This is a genomic window from Pseudarthrobacter chlorophenolicus, assembly GCF_000962805.1.
GTDB classification, from domain to species: Bacteria; Actinomycetota; Actinomycetes; order Actinomycetales; family Micrococcaceae; genus Arthrobacter; species Arthrobacter chlorophenolicus_A.
In genome coordinates this window covers 224,326-242,506 of the sequence record NZ_JZTW01000002.1, presented here as the reverse complement: position 1 = coordinate 242,506, position 18,181 = coordinate 224,326, and the positions used below count along the sequence as shown (strand labels likewise).

Below are 18,181 nucleotides of genomic sequence, written 5' to 3'. Positions count from 1 at the left end.
GTCCCGCCCCTCGATACAACGGCGTCCCCGACGACGCCTGCCGTGCCGCCGGGGATCCGCCGGAGTGCGGGGAAACAGGGCATCCGCCCGTCTTCCACGAACAGTATGAACTCCGCGAGAAGAGCAAACATGCACAAGCACCCCCAATCCCCCCGGAAGCTGCGGTGGCGCTCCGCCGCCGCAGCCCTGGCGGCTTCCGTTGCTGCCTCGGCCTTCCTGGCCGTGCCGTCGGCGCAGGCCAACGAACCCGCGGACCCGCCGGCCGCCCAGCAGCTTCCGGCGCCTACACCGGGCTTCCCCCTCCCCACCAAGCACACGCAGCAGGCTGTTGACCCGGCGTCGGACTTCACCTCAAAGTGGACCCGTGCGGACGCCAAGCAGATCATGGCGCAGAGCAACCCTTCGGTTGCACCGGGCCAGAACTCCATGAGCCCTGACGTCACCATGCCGGAAATCCCTGAAGATTTCCCCGCCATGAATGACGACGTCTGGGTTTGGGACACCTGGTCCCTGACGGATGAAAATGCCAACCAGATCAGCTACAAGGGCTACGACGTCATCTTCTCCCTGGTAGCTGACCGCCATGCCGGCTACGGCTTCGATCAGCGCCACTGGAACGCCCGCATCGGATACTTCTTCCGCAAGACCAACGCCGATCCGGCCAAGGACAAGTGGAACTACGGCGGCCACCTGTTCCTGGACAACACGTCCATCGGCAACACTGAATGGTCCGGCTCCACCCGGCTCATGCAGGGCAACCAGGTCAACGTCTTCTACACGGCCACCACGTTCCACGACGTGGCAGAGCGCAACGCCGGCGGCGGCGGAATCGCTCCCGACGCCGCCATCGCCAAAGCACTGGGCAAAATCCATGCAGACAAGAACGGCGTGACGTTCGACGGCTTCCAGCACACCAAGCTGCTGGAACCGGACGGCAAGCTTTACCAGAACAAGGCCCAGAACCCGGGTTTTGCCTTCCGCGACCCGTACACCTTTGCTGACCCGGCCCACCCGGGCAAGACCTACATGGTCTTTGAAGGCAACACCGCAGGAAACCGCGGCGACTACCAGTGCAAGGCCGAGGACCTTGGCTACCAGCCGGGTGATCCGAACGCTGAGAAGCTGACCAATGTCCAGAGCACCGGTGCCCACTACCAGACCGCCAACGTGGGCCTGGCCGTTGCCGACAACAAGGACCTCACCAAGTGGTCCTTCCTGCCGCCGATCCTGTCCGCCAACTGCGTCAACGACCAGACTGAGCGCCCGCAGATCTTCATCCAGAATGAGGACGGCAAGAACAAGTACTACCTGTACACCATCAGCCACCAGTTCACCTATGCGGACGGCATGCGCGGCCCCGACGGCGTCTACGGCTTCGTGGGCGATGGCATCCGCTCCGACTACCAGCCGGTCAACAACAGCGGCCTGGCGCTCGGCTCGCCCACCGATCTGAACCTTCCGGCCAACAACCCGAGCGGAACCATCTCGGGCCAGCAGAACGGCCGGCAGTTCCAGGCCTACTCGCACTACGTCCAGCCCAACGGCCTGGTGCAGTCGTTCATCGACAACGTCAACGGCGTCCGGGGCGGCTCACTGTCCCCGACCGTCAAGATCAACTTCAAGAACGGCGTGACCCAGGTGGACCGCAGCTTCGGCCAGAACGGCCTTGGCCCGCTCGGCTACCTGCCCACCAACAAGCGCATCGGTGGCGAAGGCCTCTACAAGTAAAAGACCGCGGCACCTGCCGCACCGCCGCCTGATCCAGGCGGCACCGCTCAGGCGGGGATGTCCTTGGGGGCGTCCCCGCCTGGGTCCTTTTAACTGTCCCGCCCAACTGTTGTCACAACCCGCACCGACCACCCGCGCGATTCCACCGCATCCCTCGCGGAGCGATTCCAGCACATCACCGCAGGCTGGGGATAGGGTTGGAACAAAAGAAGGGGGAGTGCCTGATGGAATACCAGAACCCACAACCCACGCCGGGTGTCCACCGCGGGGCCGTGCCGGTTCCCGCTGGAGTGCCCGGGCCAGGCCGCACCGTCATTTCCGAAACCGCCGTGGCCAAGGTTGCCGGTATCGCCGCGAGGGCGGTCCCCGGCGTCTACTCACTCGGTTCGGGCCCGTCCCGGGCGCTGGGTGCCATCCGCGACGCCGTGGGCAGCACCGACCATGCCACGGGAGTCCGGGCGGAGGTCGGCGAAACGCAGGTGGCTGTGGACATCAGCCTCGTTGCCAGTTACGGCACGCCGCTGCATTCGCTGGCCAACCAGGTCCGCGCCGCGGTCTACCGGGCCGTGGAGGAACTTGTAGGGCTGCAGGTGATTGAGGTGAATGTGGAGGTCACCGATGTCTACGTGCCGCCGCCCGTCAAGCCGCCAGTCGCCGGCTCTCCGGAAAGGGAGGCATTGCTGTGAACCTCACCGTGGCAGGCATCGCGATAGGTGCCTTTGTTGCTTTCATGTCCCTGCAGTTCGGCCTCTGGGGCTTCCTTGTCTCCCTGCTCTTCATGGCCATCGGAGCGCTCCTGGGCCGAGCGGCCGAAGGAAAGTTGGACCTGCGCGGCGTCCTTGACGCCATCACGGGCCGGCGTTCATCGTCATGAGCATGCCGGCGCCGGCAGTGCCGGGGCAGGCACTCAATGGCCATAACCGGATCAGCACGCAGGCGCTGACAAGCCTCGCCAAGGCCGCGGCGGCCCGCGAGTTCGGCGTTGACGCCCAGGACGTGCGTGCCGACTGGACGGACGACGACGGGCTGCTGGCTTTGTCGCTTGTCACGCCTATCAGGGTCCCTCCGCTGCAGGCGGCGATGGAGCCGGGGCGGATTGACTTGGCGGGCGGTTCCATCTGGCACCGTACGGTGCAGGCCAAGTCCCGCATCCTGGCCACGGTGGCCGAGCTCAGCGGAGCAAGCCTGAGCCGGGTGGACATCAGGATCAGCGGGGCAAGGATCAGCGAAGGAGGTCGGGTGCAGTGAGCAGCAGCGTGGAGACGCGGGGCAGCGACACCCGCGGCGGCAAGGGCGGACGCCACAATGGCCGGAGCCCGGATATGGCCAGGATCGTGCGCCGGGAAACACGTTCGACGCGTGCCGCCGCTGCCATCGTTGCCGCAGTGGTGGTCATGGCGCTGGCCGGGTACGGATTGCTCGAGGCTGCAGTGCACGCCATTGGCCAGCCGCCCTGGCTGATCGAACCGCAGGTCGCCGCAGAGCGGCTGACGGCGCTTCCCGCTGGGATTTCACCCCTCCTTCTGGGTGCCGTTGGCGCCGTGCTTGCCATGGTGGGGTTGGTCTTTTTCCTCAATGGCGTGGCGCCGGGACGCCGCGCCCGGCACACGCTCGCCGGCGGCTGGCTCGAATCGGGTCGTCCCGCCGTCGTTATCGACGACGAAGTGATTGCTTCATCGCTGGCCCGCCGGGCGCGGCTGGCAGCAAACGTCACGCCGGAGCAGGTGATGGTGGTGGTCTCGCAGCGCCAGGTCATGGTGAACGTCCGGCCCACTTCAGGGGTACCTGTCGATGGTGACGCGGTACTGGCAGCCGTCCGGGAGGAAGCGGAGCAAATGGCGCTCGATCCCGCACCGGAAGTCCGTATCAACGTGGCACCGTCCGGGGTGGTGGGGGCATGAACAGCACACCAACCGCCCTGAACCGGATCCTCCTGACCCTGCTCGGACTGAAACTGCTGGCTGCGGGCCTTCTGTTGGTCCTGTTGGCCACCGTTCCCGCCGTCGCAGTGTGGTGGCATTCCTGGTCCGCGGCAGCCTGGAGCAGTGCCAACGATGCCTTCAACGCCACCCGTTTCCCCGGGCGGACGGAAAGCTGGCTCTGGATGGTGGTGGCACTGGTCCTGCTGGTCCTGATCGGACTGATGGTTGCCTGGGTGGCCCAGCAGGGCAAAGGCAGGTCGAACCTCCTCGCGTCCGAATATGATCCCGGGGAAGTCCCCGGCGATGTCCGGATCGGCGCGGGAGTGGCCGAGCAGGCACTCAAGCAGGCGCTCGCCGGCCGTCCGGATCTCGCCTCGTCCAGCGTGACCACTTATGAGGTCAAGGGCACCCCGACACTGAGGATCCGACTGCTGCCCCGCCAGGGGGTCGCGCCGCATCTTCTGGCCGCCGAAGTCTCCGGGCTGGTTGATGCCCTTGACGCTGTGGTGGGAAGGAAGACTCCGGTCCTCATCCATATCGGCGCCGGGGCGCGGACCCGCTTCGGCAGGGCCGAGCGCGTCCGCTGACCCCCGTGCACTTTAGGCCGGAGAATTCAGGAAGGCGGGCTCAGGCCCGGACGTTGCCCGAATTGAGAGCCGTGGCTTTCTGCAGGTACACGGTGCAGTCCACGGGAATCTCCCGCATGGCTTCCCACTCGGCGCGGGGTTCCGTCCCGCTGGACACCGCCACGGTGTAACCGTCGGGCACCGGCGCGCTGGCGAATCCCATGTTGGCAACCACCAGCACGTCCCCGTTGGTGAAGGCGAGCACTCCGCTCGCCGGTGCGTGGGAATCTGCCCATTCGATGCTGCCCGCACCCAGTTTCGCCGCCAGCCGGAAGGCAAGGGCGGCGCGGTACAGCTCCAGCGTGGAACCTTCCACACCGTCTTGCAGGTCCGCGGCGTGCGGACCGAAGCTGTCCGGCTGGGGCAGCCAGGGTTCTGCGGCGTTGTTGGCAGGGTCCGAGAAACCGAAGCCCGGAGCCCCGGCGGTCCATGGCAGCGGCACACGGCAGCCGTCCCTGCCTATTTCCGCGCCCCGGGTGCGGAAGAACGTGGGATCCTGACGGGCCCCTGCAGGAAGCATGGTGTGCTCGGCCAGGCCGAGTTCCTCACCCTGGTACAGGTAGGCCGAGCCGGGAAGGGCCAATGACACCAGCGTGGCGGCCCGGGCGCGCGCCAGTCCCAAGGAGGCGTCCGGCTGTTCGTCGTCCGGGCCGATGCCTTTGGGAAAGGATGTGGGATCGGGGAGGCCAAAGCGGGTGGTGTGCCGGACGGTGTCGTGGTTGCTGAGCACCCAGGTGCACGGTGCACCTACGGTGGCGGCAGCGGCCAGGGAGGTATCGATGGCGGCCGCCATCCGCTCCGCGTCCCACCCGGCCAGCAGGAAGTCGAAGTTGAACGCCTGCTGCATCTCGTCCTGTCGGACATAGCGTGCCAGCCGTTCCGCCGGTTCAACCCAGGCTTCGGCCACCAGCATGCGGTCGGGACCGTACCCGGACAGCACCTTGTGCCAGTCGCGGTAGATCGCGTGGACATTCTCCTGGTCGAAGAAGGGCGACGGCGGATAGACCGGCGATACTGCACGGTGCGGTTCTTCGGCGTCGGTGTGGGCACCGGGGGCATCGCCCGGGAGCAGGGGGTCCCGGTGCGGGGCAGTGCCCTCCACCATGGCGGCCACGCCGTCCCAGTCGGGCAGCCCGGCCTCCTTGACGAGCCCGTGGGCAACGTCCACCCTGAAGCCGTCCACACCCCGGTCCAGCCAGAACCGCAGGACGGACCGCATCTCTTCCTGGACCTCGGCGTTGTCCCAGTTCAGGTCCGGCTGCTTGGTGTCGAAGAGGTGGAGGTACCACTCGCCGGCCTGGCCGTCCGGGTCCGTCACCCGTGTCCAGGCCGGACCGCCAAAGATCGACTTCCAGTTGTTGGGCGGCCTGTTGCCGTCCCTGGACCCTGGCTCATCGTCCTTGCCCGGGCGGAAGATGTACCTGTCCCGCTCGGCGGACCCTGGCGGCGCCGCCAGCGCCTCCCGGAACCACAGGTGCTCGTCCGAGGTGTGGTTGGGCACCAGGTCAACGATCACCTTTAAACCACGCCCGTGGGCATCCTGCAACATGCTGTCGAAGTCGGCCAAGGATCCAAAAAGCGGGTCCACCTGGCGGTAGTCGGCCACGTCGTAGCCGCCGTCCGCCTGGGGTGACTTGTAGAAAGGGGAGAGCCAGACGGCGTCCACGCCCAACCGCTCCAGGTAGGGCAGGTGGGCCGCCACGCCGCCGAGATCGCCCATTCCGTCGCCATTGGCGTCCGCGAAGGAGCGGGGATACACCTGGTAAACCACAGCGTCAGCCCACCATTCCGGGCTGCTGCTCCGGGGGCCTGGAACGGACGGGTGCGACATTTGGTTCCCCTTAGATAACTTTTTGATGTAAACGCTTGCATCAACGGCAGCAACCTTACTAGTGTGACAGGCACCACATCAACCTCACCAACAACCGCACTGTCGACTTACTTGTCTCTCAGCGAGGAGCTTCAAGCTAATGAAAACCCCTAGATTCCTTCTGCCGGTGGCCACGGCCGGCGTTCTGGCCCTTTCCCTGTCCGCCTGTGCCGGCGGAGGAGGTGGCGGAACCTCGGGCGGCGGCAGCGACGCTGAAGCCAACCTGGACAGCCGTGGCCCCATCACTTACGTGCAGGGCAAGGACAACAGCAACGTAGTCCGGCCGCTGATCGAAAAATGGAACGCTGCGCACCCCGACGAAAAGGTCACCTTCAAGGAGCAGACGGACAACGCCGACCAGCAGCACGATGACCTGGTCCAGAACTTCCAGGCGAAGAACGCGGACTATGACGTAGCCAGCGTGGACGTCGTCTGGACGGCCGAGTTTGCCGCCAAGGGTTGGCTGCAGCCGCTCAAGGACAAGATGGCCATCGACACCAAGGGAATGCTGGAGCCCACTATCGAGGCAGGCTCGTACAAGGGCACCCTCTACGCGGCTCCCGTTTCTTCCGACGGCGGCATCCTGTACTACCGCAAGGACCTGGTGCCCACGCCGCCGAAGACCTGGGACGAGATGATGGGCATGTGCTCCATCGCCAAGCAGAACAACATGGGCTGCTACGCCGGCCAGTTCAAGCAGTATGAGGGCCTCACCGTCAACGCCTCGGAAGCAATCAACTCCGCCGGTGGATCCGTCCTCGACAAGGACGGCAAGCCCAGCCTGAACACCCCCGAGGCCGAAGCGGGCCTGGACAACCTGGTGAAGGCTTTCAAGGACGGCAACATCCCGGCTGAAGCCATCACCTACCAGGAAGAGGAAAGCCGCCGGGCCTTCCAGGACGGCAAGCTCCTGTTCCTCCGCAACTGGCCTTACGTCTACAACCTGGCAACCACTGAAGGTTCCTCCAAGGTCAAGGATGTTCTGGGCATGGCGGCACTTCCGGGCAAGGACGGTCCCGGTGCTTCCTCCCTCGGTGGCCACAGCGCAGCCGTCAGCGTCTACTCCGACCACAAGGCCACGTCCCTGGACTTCGTGAAGTTCCTGGTTGAAGAAGAGCAGCAGAAGTTCTTCGCAACCCAGGGTTCGCTGGCCCCGGTGCTCGGCGACCTGTACGAGGACCAGGAACTGGTTGCCAAGCTGCCGTACCTGCCGGTACTCAAGACCTCCATCGAGAATGCTGTTCCCCGGCCGGTAACGCCCTTCTACCCTGCAGTCACCAAGGCCATCCAGGACAACGCCTACGCGGCGCTGAAGGGTGAAAAGCCCGCCAAGGATGCGCTCTCCGACATGCAGAAGTCCATCGAGACCGCCGGCGCAGGATCGTAACAAGCCATGGCTACCGAATTGGGCCCGACGCCGGTTAAGCAACCGGCGTCGGGCGCCGCCCCGGCCCACCACGGGCCCAAAGGGGTAGGTGAAGACAACAGGATTGCCAGCCAGGGCAGGTGGGCCACCTGGCTGCTTGCTCCGACTGTCGTCGCGCTGGCCATCGTGATCGTGTACCCGATCATTAGCGCGATCGTGATGTCGTTCCAGAAGGACGCCGGGCTCGATCCCGTCACGGGTCTATTCACGGACGGCGGCTCTGCCGGCATCCAGAACTACGTGAATTGGTTGGGGCAGCAGTGCGCCGCCCAGGGTGGCGGAACAGTTGCTTGCCCGCCGGGCACCCTCGGCGGCCAGTTCTGGTCCGCGACAGCCACCACCTTCTTCTTTACCGTGGTGACCGTCGCCTTGGAGACAATTCTGGGCTTCTGGATGGCCATGATCATGGCGCGGACCTTCAAGGGCCGCAGCCTGGTCCGCGCGGCCGTCCTGGTGCCCTGGGCCATTCCCACCGCCGTCACCGCGCAGCTGTGGCTGTTCATGTTCGACTTCAACGGCATCATCAACAAACTGTTCAACGTCTCCATCCTGTGGACGGGCAGTGAGTGGCCCGCCAAGTGGGCAGTCATCATCGCCGACACCTGGAAAACCACACCCTTCATGGCGCTGCTGATCCTGGCGGGCCTGCAGATGATTCCGGCCGAGGTCTACGAGGCATCAAAGGTGGACGGTGCCAGTGCCTGGCAGCGCTTCCGCCTGATTACGCTGCCACTGGTCAAGCCCGCGCTGATGGTCGCCATCCTGTTCCGTACCCTTGATGCGCTGAGGATGTTCGACCTGCCGTACATCCTCACCGGCGGTGCCAACAACACCACCACACTGTCCATCCTGGTGATCAACCAGATCAGGCAAGGGTTCAACTCAGCGGCGGCGTTGTCCACCATTACGTTCATCATCATCTTCCTGGTGGCGTTCATTTTCGTCCGGTTCCTGGGCGCCAATGTGGTGGAACAAAGCGGCGCAACCGGTAAGGGGAAGAAATGACAACCGCAAGTGCTCCCGCCGGGGTGCGGGTGGACCAGAACGCCGCGCGCAAGACCGCCCAGAACCGGGAAAGGTGGGCGAGCGCCAGGACCTACATCAGCGCCGCCGTCATCCTGATCTGGTGCCTGGCGCCCGCGTACTGGATGGTAGTGACGGCATTCCGCGAAGTGGGCTTCACCTACGACACGACGCCGTGGCCAACGCATGTCACGCTGGATAACTTCCTTACCGCGTTCGACACCTCGTTTGGCAACAAGTTTGGCCAAGCACTGCTGAACAGCATCATCATTGGCGTCACTGTCACGGTGGTGTCGCTCGTCATCGGCGTATTTGCCGCATACGCGCTGGCCCGGCTCAACTTCCGGTTCAAGTACCTGGTACTGGGGTTCATCCTGGGCGCCTCCATGTTCCCGGGTGTTGCCCTGATCACCCCGCTGTTCCAGCTCTTCACGAACATCGGCTGGATGGGCACCTACCAGGCGCTGATCATCCCGAACATCTCGTTCGTGCTGCCGCTGACCGTCTACACGCTGACGTCCTTCTTCCGTGAGATGCCCTGGGAGTTGGAAGAGTCTGCCCGCGTGGACGGTTGCACACAGGGACAGGCGTTCCGCAAGGTGATCATGCCGCTGGCCGCTCCGGCCATCTTCACGACGGCCATCCTGGCGTTCATCTCCTCGTGGAATGAATTCCTGATTGCCAGCCAGCTGTCGAATGAACGGACCCAGCCGGTTACCGTTGCCATTGCCAGCTTCGCGGGTGCGCAGCCGAACCAGATCCCGTACACGGCGATCATGGCCGCGGGCACCATTGTCACCATTCCGCTGGTGATCCTGGTGCTGGTCTTCCAGCGCAAGATTGTTGCCGGCCTGACGGCAGGTGCAGTCAAGTGACGGGCGATGCTTCCCGTTCCCGGACTCCGGGAGCGGGAAGCACACGCCGCCGCGTCCGTTCGGGCGAAGACTTCGACATCATCATCGGGTTCCTCGGCTTCTGGGCCCTGGTCCTGCTGGTAGTCACCGTCTGGATGGAAGTGACCGCGCAACCCGCCCTGGGCTGGGCCCTGGGGTTGCTGGCAAGCCTCCTGGCGCTCTACGGCATGATCCGCCTCCGCCGGAAACTGCCGGACCGCAGGTAGCCGGTCACAGAAGGTGGCACGTCCTGCGCGGTTAACACCGCATCCACGCAGAATGCGAAAATACGAAAGTCTTGGGGGTAACGCAGGGCGGACAGCCTTACGCTGCAAGGAGTTATTGAGGGGACACCGTGGCACGCACAACAGAGAGAGCCCAGCGGGGCGGCCATAACGGTGTCAGTATCGAGGACGTTGCCGCCGCGGCCGGTGTCTCAACTGCCACGGTGTCCCGGGCCGTACGTGGCCTTCCCAGGGTCTCGCCGGCCACCCGGGAGAAGATCCTGGAAGTCGCAGGAAACCTCGGTTACGTGGCGTCGTCGTCGGCCTCGGGGCTCGCCACGGGGAGGACCAAAACCATCGGTGTGCTCGCCCCGTTCGTCAGCCGCTGGTTCTTTTCCAAGGCCATCGAGGGGGCCGACCGGGAACTCCATGCCCGGCAGTACAACCTCTCGCTGTTCAACCTGGGCGGCCACGGCAGCAACCGGGAACGGCTCTTCAGCAAGACCATGGTCTACAAGCAGATCGACGCCCTCCTGGTCCTTTGTATGGCGCTGACCCCGGAAGAGCTGGACCACCTGCAAAAAATCGACATCCCCCTGGTGGTGGTGGGCGGGCACGTCGAGGAGTGCGCCTACATCGGCATCGATGACTACGCCGCTGCTTCCACGGCTGTCCGGCACCTTATCGACCTCGGCCACCGGGACATCGCCCTCCTCCATGGCGATGACGAAACAGACCTGAACTTCGATGTTCCCAGGGTCCGCATCCTGGCCTTCCGGGACGTAATGACGGCCGCCGGCCTGAAGATCCGCCCTGAATGGGACGAATGGGGAGACTTTACGGTCCGCAGCGGGCAGGAAGCATTCCGGCGGCTGTGGTCCGGGTCCGAGGCCAAGCCCACCGCAATCTTCTGCGCGTCGGATGAGATGGCCATGGGCGTCATCTTCGAGGCCGCCCGGATCGGCGTCAACGTCCCCGCTGACCTGTCCGTGGTGGGTATCGACAACCACGATTTCGCCGAAGCCATGGGCCTGACAACGGTGGGGCAGCGGCCGGACGAGCAGGCGGAACTGGCCACCAAGATGCTTCTTGATGAACTGGATGGACAGGAAGGGGCGGTGCAGTCCGCCGTCGCGCCGCACGAACTGATGGTCCGGAGGACCACCGCGCCGCCCCTGCATTGACCGGTCCCCGGCCGGAACGCCCGGGCGGGAAGGCCCCCGGAAATCAGGAGGCGCGGGCCAACTGCCGGATGGGGATCCAGCGCGAGGCCAGCCTGCGGTAGGCCGCAGCCGCGCCGGTCATGTCGCCCTCTGCCAGGCATTCGATACCGAGCCTGATGTCCGTGGGGGAGTCGTCCGGATAGACCTTGTCCGCTACGGATCCGTAGTCCAGTTCAATCATCGACTCCACATGGAACTGCTCCAGCCACTCGGTCAGCTGGGCCAGGTCGTCCAGCATGTCGAGGTCCGGGGCGGCCAGCGCAAGGTTGGCGACGGCGTAGCGGGCACGTTCCAGCGCATCGGTAATCGACGCCCACACCCGGACGGTGACGATCCGGCCGGCGGCCTCCACCACGTCCTTGTGGTCCGACTCCATGAACAGCGAAAACCAGCTGAAGGGGATGCCCCACGTCGAAGCCCTGGTGTGCACCCTCGTGGAACCGTCCCGCGCTTTGACCAGGTCGATGCGTTCCTGGTGCCTGTCCCGCTGCTCCTCGGGGATCAGCAATTCCGCGAGCGGGCCGTGGATCCCTTCCATCAGGGCATTGGCAGCCAGCCCGGCACGGAGAACCAGCTGGCTGGGGCAGTACAGGAGTTCCGGTTCGGTCTCCGGGCCGCCGTCGCCGTCAGCGGTCCCGCCGGGTTGGGCGGCCGGGGCGGCCGTGACCCGCACCAGATCGGTGCGGCCGGTGGGAAAGGGATCGCCGCCGGGCCGGGTGATGCGGCCCAGCGAGGCGAGGAGTTCGGCGTTTTCGACGGCGGCACGCGAGGCAGAGCGCGCCCCGGCCGCCTGGATGGCTTTCCGCTGTTCCTGCGGGAAGGCATCCAGGGGTTCGTAAACGCGGAGGGTGGAGGAAAACGGCAGGCCTGCCTGGCCCCGGTAGAGGTTGCCCGTCACAGCGGTCTCCTTGGCTGGGTCCAGGACGTTGTCATCAGTCCGCCAGTTCCACCAGCACGGGGGCATGGTCCGATGCGCCCTTGCCTTTGCGTTCTTCCCGGTCGATGGAGGCGCCGGTAACCCGCGAGGCCAAAGCCTTCGAGGCCAGGACGAAGTCGATCCGCATGCCCTCCTTCTTGGGGAAGCGCAGCTGCGTGTAGTCCCAGTAGGTGTAGACGCCGGGGCCGGGAGTGTACGGCCGGACGACGTCTGTGAATCCGGCAGTTTCGAACGCGTGGAAGGCGGCGCGCTCCGGCGGGCTGACGTGGGTGTACCGGTTGTTGACGAAGAGATCGATGTCCCAGACGTCCTCGTCGAAAGGGGCGATGTTCCAGTCACCCATCAGCGCCACCTGGGCCTCGGGATTCTCGGCTACCAGGCCCTGGGCGTGGGTCTTGAGGCTCTCGAGCCACTTGAGCTTGTAGGGCATGTGTTCGTCATCCAGGGAGCGTCCGTTAGGGATGTACAGGCTCCAGATCCGGACGCCGCCGCAGGTGGCGGCCATGGCGCGTGCCTCCTGCACCGGGTCCTTGCCCGCCTTGCCGAAGGCCGGCTGGTCCAGGAACGTGCGCTCCACGTCCTCCAGCCCCACACGGGAGGCGATGGCCACGCCGTTCCACTGGTTCACTCCGAAATGCGCCACCTCGTAGCCCATACGTTCGAAGAGCTCCCAGGGAAAGTTGTCGTCCTTGCACTTCGTTTCCTGGATGGCCAGGACGTCGCAGTCGCTGCGCTGGAGCCAGGCTTCAACACGGTCGGCGCGGGCACGGAGCGAGTTCACATTCCAAGTAGCTATCTTCACGCCTCCTAACTTACCGTGGCTGCCGCACCACGGGTAAAGCAACCGGTAACGCCGGTGCGCCGGCCTCAGGCAGAGCGGAGCGGGGCGTACTGGCCCCCGGCGGGCGCGATGGAATTTAGTAGGAAGTCCGAGTATATTCGCAACCAGAATGACCTGGGTCACTAGAAGCCGGATCACATGCGAAGGGGCATCCAGCCATGGTGCGCGAGCTTTCCCATTACATCGGCGGCCGCCACACCGGCGGAACCTCCGGACGGTTTGGTGACGTTTTTGACCCGTGCACCGGCGGAATCCAGGCACGCCTGCCGCTCGCGGACAGGGACGAAGTGCGGTCCGCGGTGGCCGCCGCCGCGGAGGCGCAGCCGGAATGGGCGGCACTGAACCCCCAGCGGCGGGGCCGGATCCTGCTGAAGTTCGTAGACCTGGTGAACCGGAACATGGACGGGCTGGCCAGGTTGCTGTCGTCCGAACACGGCAAGACCCTTGCCGACTCCGTCGGTGATATCCAACGTGGCCTGGAGGTGGTGGAGTTTGCCGCCGGCGCGCCACACCTGCTCAAAGGCGAGTTCTCCAGCGATGCCGGCCAAGGCATCGACATCCACTCGCTGCGGCAACCGCTGGGCGTGGTGGCCGGCATCACCCCATTCAATTTTCCCGCCATGATCCCGCTCTGGAAGTCCGGCCCCGCCCTCGCCGCCGGCAACGCCTTCGTGCTCAAACCTTCGGAACGGGACCCCTCGGTGCCGCTGCGGCTCGCGGAACTGTACAGCGAGGCGGGTGTTCCGGATGATGTCTTCAGCGTGGTGAACGGGGATAAGGAAGCCGTGGACGCCCTCCTCGAGGATCCCCGCGTAAAAGCAGTCGGTTTTGTGGGCTCCACCCCCATCGCCCAGTACATCTACGCCACGGCGGCCGCCCACGGAAAGCGGGCCCAGTGCTTCGGCGGGGCCAAGAACCACATGGTGGTGATGCCGGACGCCGACCTGGACCAGGCGGCAGATGCCCTCATTGGCTCAGGCTACGGCTCGGCAGGAGAGCGCTGCATGGCCATTTCCGTGGCTGTTCCGGTGGGGGAGGACACCGCCAACCGGCTGGTGGCCCGGCTGGAAGAACGCGTCCGGAAGCTGACGGTAGGGCACAGCCTCGGCGTCGGCACGGACTTCGGGCCAGTGGTGTCCGCAGCCGCGAGGGACCGTATCGAGGGACTCATCAGTTCGGGCGTGGACGACGGCGCCACCCTCCTCGCCGACGGGCGCGGCCTCACCGTCCACGGCTACCCCGGCGGTTTCTGGGTGGGGCCGACGCTCTTCGACCACGTCACCCCGGACATGGCCATCTACCGCAACGAAATCTTCGGCCCGGTCCTGAGCGTGGTCCGCGCCGCCGATTACGACCAAGCCCTCCGGCTCTGCACCGACAACCCGTTCGGCAACGGCGTGGCCATCTTCACGCGCGACGGCGACTCCGCCCGGGATTTCGCCACCAGGGTGGACGTGGGCATGGTGGGCGTCAATGTTCCCATTCCGGTGCCGTTGGCGTACTACACCTTCGGCGGCTGGAAGGCCTCCGGCTTCGGGGACCTGAACCAGCACGGCGCGGACGCCTTCCGCTTTTATACGAAGACCAAAACGGTCACCACACGGTGGCCCTCGGGAATACGCCACGGAGCCAGCTTCGTGATGCCGGAAGGAAGCTGATGACGGAAACGGCCGCCACCCCTGAAGCGGAAGTGCTCTTTTCCCGGCGCGGCCGGCTGGCGGTGGCAACGCTCAACCGGCCCAGAGCCGTCAACGCGCTCACCGCCGGGATGGTGGAGGCACTGCTGCGGCAGCTCAGTGAGTGGGCGGAGGACGGCAGTGTCAGCACGGTCCTGGTGCAGGGCGCCGGCGGGCGGGGTTTGTGCGCCGGGGGAGACATCGTTGCGATTTACCGTGACATGCTCCGGGGTGGAGACGACACTGCGGATTTCTGGCAGGCCGAGTACCGGCTGAATTACCTGATCTCCCGGTACCCGAAGCCCTATGTCGCGCTGATGGACGGGCTGGTGTTGGGCGGTGGCGTGGGAATCTCGGCACACGGCTCGGTCCGCGTGGTCACCGAGCGGACCAGGACCGGCATGCCGGAAACCACCATTGGGTTTGCGCCCGACGTCGGCGGGACGCTTTTGCTGTCCGGCGCACCGGGGCAGGCGGGAACCCACGCCGCCCTCACCGGGGCGCACCTCGACGGTTCCGACGCCCTGTTCCTCGGCTTGGCGGACCACTACGTTCCGTCCCATAAGCTCGACGAACTCACCGCTGCGCTGGAGGACGAAACCCCGGAAGACGCCGTCGGACGCTTTGCCGTGGACCCGCCGCCGTCCGGACTTGCCGTGCAGCGGCAGTGGATCGACAGCTGTTACGACTCCGCGGATGCGGAGGAGATCGTGGGGCGGCTGCGCGCCTGGGCCGGGGACGGCAGCGCTGAAGCGTCCCGCGCTGCGGACACCATCGAGGCGAAGTCGCCCACGTCCGTCAAGGTCACGCTGGCGTCGCTGCGGCGCGTGGCGGGGATGCCACTGGACCGCGCGCTGGCCCAGGAGTACCGGGTTGGCCTGCGGTTCCTGGCAGCACCCGATTTCCGGGAAGGCATCCGGGCGCAGGTGGTGGACAAGGACCGCACCCCGCACTGGAGGCCGCCCACGCTGGCAGAGGTGTCGCCGGAGCAGGTTGAACGCTTCTTTGGACCGCTCGGCAGCAAGGAACTGGACCTTGGAACAGGTCCGGTGCGTGAGCTGGAGGCAGCACAACGAAAGGAGGCTGACAGTGCCTGACACCTATAGCGTGGCGTTCCTGGGGCTGGGGCACATGGGCGGACCGATGGCCGTGAACCTGGTCAGGGCCGGGCACCGGGTGGCCGGGTATGACGTGGTTCCCGCGGCCGTGGACTCAGCCCGCTCCGCCGGCGTCCCGGTGGTTGGAAGTGCTGCAGAGGCCGTACCGGAAGCGGACGTGGTACTCACCATGTTCCCCAGCGGCCGGCATGTCCTGGACGCCTACCGCGGTTCCGGCGGCCAGCCGGGGCTGCTGGCGCTGGCCTCACCCGGAACCATGTTCCTGGACTGTTCCACCATCAACGTGGAGGAAGCCAGGGAGGCGGCGCAGCTGGCGCTCGGCGCCGGCCACCGGTCCGTCGATGCTCCCGTTTCCGGCGGCGTGGTGGGCGCCGAAGCCGGAACACTCACCTTCATGGTGGGCGGCGAAGCGGAGGACTTCGACGCCGTCGGCCCCCTCCTTAACGTCATGGGCAAGCGCATCGTCCACTGCGGAGCCCACGGAGCCGGCCAAGCGGCGAAAGTCTGCAACAACCTGATCCTGGGTGTCTCGATGATCGCCGTCAGCGAGGCCTTTGTCCTCGGCGAGAAGCTGGGGCTCAGCCATCAGGCGCTGTTCGACGTTGCCTCCGCCGCGTCCGGGCAATGCTGGGCCCTGACCACAAACTGCCCGGTGCCCGGCCCGGTTCCCACCAGTCCAGCCAACCGCGATTACCAGCCGGGATTCGCCGGCGCGCTCATGGCCAAGGACCTCAACCTTGCCCTGAACGCCCTGCACAGCACCGGGGTTGCCGGCCGGATGGGCCCGCTTGCCGCGGAAATCTACGATACGTTTGCGGCAGGGGGCGGCGCCGGACAGGACTTCTCCGCGATCATCAACGACATCCGCGAGAAGTCCGGCACCGCGCCGCACAAGACCGCAACAGCGCACGACGACGGGAGTCCTGAATGACGGAGTACGCCAACATCCTGGTGGAACAGCGCGGCAGGGTGGGGCTGGTGACGCTTAACCGGCCCCAGGCGCTGAATGCCCTGAACAAGGCCACCCTGGAGGAACTGGTGCACGCCGTCAGTGCCATGGACTCAGATCCCGGAACCGGTGCCGTGGTGATCACCGGCTCCGGAAAGGCCTTCGCGGCCGGCGCCGACATCAAGGAGATGGCTGCCCAGGGCTACATGGACATGTACGCCGCTGACTGGTTCCGCGGCTGGGAGGATTTCACCCGGCTCCGGATCCCCACCGTCGCTGCCGTATCCGGGTTTGCCCTGGGCGGCGGCTGCGAACTGGCCATGATGTGCGACCTCCTCATCGCCGGGGACAATGCCAAGTTCGGCCAGCCCGAAATCAACCTCGGCGTCCTTCCCGGCATGGGCGGCTCGCAGCGGCTCACCCGGGCTGTGGGCAAGGCCAAAGCCATGGACCTGATCCTTACCGGGCGGTTCATCGGAGCCGACGAAGCCGAACGGTCCGGCCTGGTGTCCCGCGTGGTGCCCGCCGAGGACGTGGTGGCCGAAGCCCTCAAAGCCGCCGAAGTAATCGCCGGCAAATCAAAGCCGGTGGCGATGGTTGCCAAGGAAGCCGTGAACGCCGCCTTCGAAACCGGGCTGGCCCAGGGTGTCCTGTTTGAGCGCCGGCTCTTCCATTCGCTGTTCGCCACCGAGGACCAGAAGGAAGGCATGGCGGCGTTTTCGGAGAAGCGCGAACCGGAGTTCAAGCACCGGTAACGGCCAGCGACTCCCGGTAGGCCGTGAGGTCGCGTTCCATTTCCTCGGCCATGAGGGAGTTGTTGATGATCACCGCGGTCCAGGACGCGGCAGCCGCAGACGCCAGGACCTGCGCCCTCATGTCCGTGACATTGCCGGCGGCCCAGACCCCGGGAACTGACGTGGCGCCCTCGGCATCAGTTTCCAGATAGTCTCCGATGCCCAGGGGATGGGGAACCGCAGCCAGGCCAAGACCGCTGAATGCGTCGAGGCGGGCGTGCACCCGCGTACCCACCACGAGGGCGTCCACGGCTACCTCCGGGCCGCCCGCCAGCACCACGGACTTGAGCGCATCGCCCTGGACCCGCACGGTCTCGACGGCACCGGGAACCACCTTGACGCCACGGGCAGCCAACTGCTCGAGTTCGTCCTCCGAAGGCTCCACCACGTCGCTGAGGAACAGGGTGATGTTGCTGCTCCATTGCCGGAACAGCAGGGCCTGGTGCACAGACCACGGGCCGGTGCCCAGAACGCCGATGGCCCGGTCCCGGACCTCCCATCCATGGCAGAACGGGCAATGCAGCACGTCCCGGCCCCAGCGCTCGCGCAGGCCGGGGATGTCCGGCAGTTCGTCCACCAGGCCCGTGGTGATCAGGAGCCGCCGCCCGCGAAGCAGCCGGCCGTCGTCGAGCGTTATCTCGAAGCCCTGCTCGACGCCGCCTCCGGCAGCCACCACCGTGCCGTTGATGATGTCCGCGCCATAGTGCCGCGCCTGGTCGCGGCCGGTGGCGAGGAGTTCTGCCGGGCTGATCCCGTCGCGTGACAGGAAGCCGTGCACACCGTGCGCCGGGGCGTTGCGGGGCTCACCGCTGTCCACCACCGCCACGCGGCGGCGCGTCCGGCCGAGCATCAGGGCGGCGCTCAGGCCAGCGGCCCCGCCGCCAATTACCAGCACATCGTAAAAGGGGTTCTGTTCAGTCATGCATTCATC

19 protein-coding genes are annotated in these 18,181 nt (G+C 66.0%); 15 read left to right on the top strand and 4 right to left on the bottom strand.

The features are described 5' to 3' along the window. Nucleotides 1–129: 129 nt before the first annotated feature. From UC32_RS04595 to UC32_RS04570, 6 genes are all read left to right on the top strand, one after another. The gene (locus UC32_RS04595; RefSeq protein ID WP_045730069.1) at nucleotides 130–1,728 is read left to right on the top strand and encodes a glycoside hydrolase family 68 protein; all 1,599 of its coding nucleotides are present in this window, start codon (nucleotides 130–132) and stop codon (nucleotides 1,726–1,728) included. Nucleotides 1,729–1,952: 224 nt separating this feature from the next. Then, complete coding sequence (locus UC32_RS04590; RefSeq protein ID WP_045730068.1) at nucleotides 1,953–2,414, top strand: Asp23/Gls24 family envelope stress response protein; 462 nt, start codon at nucleotides 1,953–1,955, stop codon at nucleotides 2,412–2,414. Continuing rightward, entirely contained in the window at nucleotides 2,411–2,602 is a 192-nt protein-coding gene (locus tag UC32_RS04585; RefSeq protein ID WP_045730067.1) for a membrane protein, read from the top strand. Before UC32_RS04590 ends, UC32_RS04585 begins: the two co-directional genes overlap by 4 nt. Then, on the top strand, nucleotides 2,599–2,976 hold the full coding sequence (locus UC32_RS04580) for a hypothetical protein (protein WP_045730066.1): 378 nt from the start codon (nucleotides 2,599–2,601) through the stop codon (nucleotides 2,974–2,976). The genes UC32_RS04585 and UC32_RS04580 overlap by 4 nt, the downstream gene beginning before the upstream one ends. Next, complete coding sequence (locus tag UC32_RS04575) at nucleotides 2,973–3,629, top strand: hypothetical protein (protein ID WP_052690516.1); 657 nt, start codon at nucleotides 2,973–2,975, stop codon at nucleotides 3,627–3,629. Before UC32_RS04580 ends, UC32_RS04575 begins: the two co-directional genes overlap by 4 nt. Continuing rightward, nucleotides 3,626–4,237: a hypothetical protein gene (locus UC32_RS04570; RefSeq protein ID WP_045730065.1), complete on the top strand. Its 612-nt coding sequence runs from the start codon at nucleotides 3,626–3,628 to the stop codon at nucleotides 4,235–4,237. Before UC32_RS04575 ends, UC32_RS04570 begins: the two co-directional genes overlap by 4 nt. A gap of 40 nt (nucleotides 4,238–4,277) precedes the next feature. Here UC32_RS04570 and UC32_RS04565 read toward each other — a convergent pair whose 3' ends face one another. Continuing rightward, the gene (locus UC32_RS04565; RefSeq protein ID WP_045730064.1) at nucleotides 4,278–6,107 is read right to left on the bottom strand and encodes a glycoside hydrolase family 13 protein; all 1,830 of its coding nucleotides are present in this window, start codon (nucleotides 6,105–6,107) and stop codon (nucleotides 4,278–4,280) included. A 139-nt stretch (nucleotides 6,108–6,246) separates the two neighbouring features. Here UC32_RS04565 and UC32_RS04560 point away from each other — a divergent pair, with 139 nt between their 5' ends. The 5 genes from UC32_RS04560 (at nucleotide 6,247) to UC32_RS04540 (ending at nucleotide 10,896) form a co-directional block, all read left to right on the top strand. After that, complete coding sequence (locus UC32_RS04560) at nucleotides 6,247–7,533, top strand: ABC transporter substrate-binding protein (protein WP_015935847.1); 1,287 nt, start codon at nucleotides 6,247–6,249, stop codon at nucleotides 7,531–7,533. A 6-nt stretch (nucleotides 7,534–7,539) separates the two neighbouring features. Then, nucleotides 7,540–8,577: a carbohydrate ABC transporter permease gene (locus UC32_RS04555; protein WP_045730063.1), complete on the top strand. Its 1,038-nt coding sequence runs from the start codon at nucleotides 7,540–7,542 to the stop codon at nucleotides 8,575–8,577. Continuing rightward, nucleotides 8,574–9,470, top strand: a complete 897-nt coding sequence (locus UC32_RS04550) for a carbohydrate ABC transporter permease (RefSeq protein ID WP_015935849.1) — start codon at nucleotides 8,574–8,576, stop codon at nucleotides 9,468–9,470. The genes UC32_RS04555 and UC32_RS04550 overlap by 4 nt, the downstream gene beginning before the upstream one ends. Continuing rightward, entirely contained in the window at nucleotides 9,467–9,715 is a 249-nt protein-coding gene (locus UC32_RS04545) for a hypothetical protein (RefSeq protein ID WP_045730062.1), read from the top strand. The genes UC32_RS04550 and UC32_RS04545 overlap by 4 nt, the downstream gene beginning before the upstream one ends. Before the next feature lie 128 nt (nucleotides 9,716–9,843). After that, nucleotides 9,844–10,896, top strand: coding sequence for a LacI family DNA-binding transcriptional regulator (locus UC32_RS04540; protein WP_045730061.1), 1,053 nt, complete (start codon nucleotides 9,844–9,846; stop codon nucleotides 10,894–10,896). Between the two features lie 43 nt (nucleotides 10,897–10,939). On the opposite strand, the gene UC32_RS04535 is transcribed toward UC32_RS04540, so the two are convergent. After that, complete coding sequence (locus tag UC32_RS04535; protein ID WP_045730098.1) at nucleotides 10,940–11,833, bottom strand: hypothetical protein; 894 nt, start codon at nucleotides 11,831–11,833, stop codon at nucleotides 10,940–10,942. Between the two features lie 34 nt (nucleotides 11,834–11,867). Beyond that, the gene (locus tag UC32_RS04530; protein ID WP_045730060.1) at nucleotides 11,868–12,674 is read right to left on the bottom strand and encodes an exodeoxyribonuclease III; all 807 of its coding nucleotides are present in this window, start codon (nucleotides 12,672–12,674) and stop codon (nucleotides 11,868–11,870) included. A 197-nt stretch (nucleotides 12,675–12,871) separates the two neighbouring features. Here UC32_RS04530 and UC32_RS04525 point away from each other — a divergent pair, with 197 nt between their 5' ends. From UC32_RS04525 to UC32_RS04510, 4 genes are read left to right on the top strand one after another with little or no spacing between them, the layout of a single operon-like run. Then, nucleotides 12,872–14,371 carry a CoA-acylating methylmalonate-semialdehyde dehydrogenase gene (locus UC32_RS04525; protein WP_045730059.1) on the top strand — a complete coding sequence of 500 codons (1,500 nt, stop codon included), beginning with the start codon at nucleotides 12,872–12,874 and terminating at the stop codon, nucleotides 14,369–14,371. After that, on the top strand, nucleotides 14,371–15,486 hold the full coding sequence (locus UC32_RS04520; RefSeq protein WP_045730058.1) for an enoyl-CoA hydratase/isomerase family protein: 1,116 nt from the start codon (nucleotides 14,371–14,373) through the stop codon (nucleotides 15,484–15,486). Before UC32_RS04525 ends, UC32_RS04520 begins: the two co-directional genes overlap by 1 nt. Then, nucleotides 15,479–16,438 (top strand): 3-hydroxyisobutyrate dehydrogenase, encoded by a 960-nt coding sequence (gene mmsB, locus UC32_RS04515; protein ID WP_045730057.1) that lies wholly within the window; start codon nucleotides 15,479–15,481, stop codon nucleotides 16,436–16,438. Before UC32_RS04520 ends, mmsB begins: the two co-directional genes overlap by 8 nt. Beyond that, nucleotides 16,435–17,211: an enoyl-CoA hydratase gene (locus UC32_RS04510; RefSeq protein ID WP_045730056.1), complete on the top strand. Its 777-nt coding sequence runs from the start codon at nucleotides 16,435–16,437 to the stop codon at nucleotides 17,209–17,211. Before mmsB ends, UC32_RS04510 begins: the two co-directional genes overlap by 4 nt. Here the strand turns inward: UC32_RS04510 and UC32_RS04505 are convergent. Then, nucleotides 17,198–18,172: an NAD(P)/FAD-dependent oxidoreductase gene (locus UC32_RS04505; protein WP_045730055.1), complete on the bottom strand. Its 975-nt coding sequence runs from the start codon at nucleotides 18,170–18,172 to the stop codon at nucleotides 17,198–17,200. The genes UC32_RS04510 and UC32_RS04505 overlap by 14 nt on opposite strands. Nucleotides 18,173–18,181: the final 9 nt, after the last annotated feature.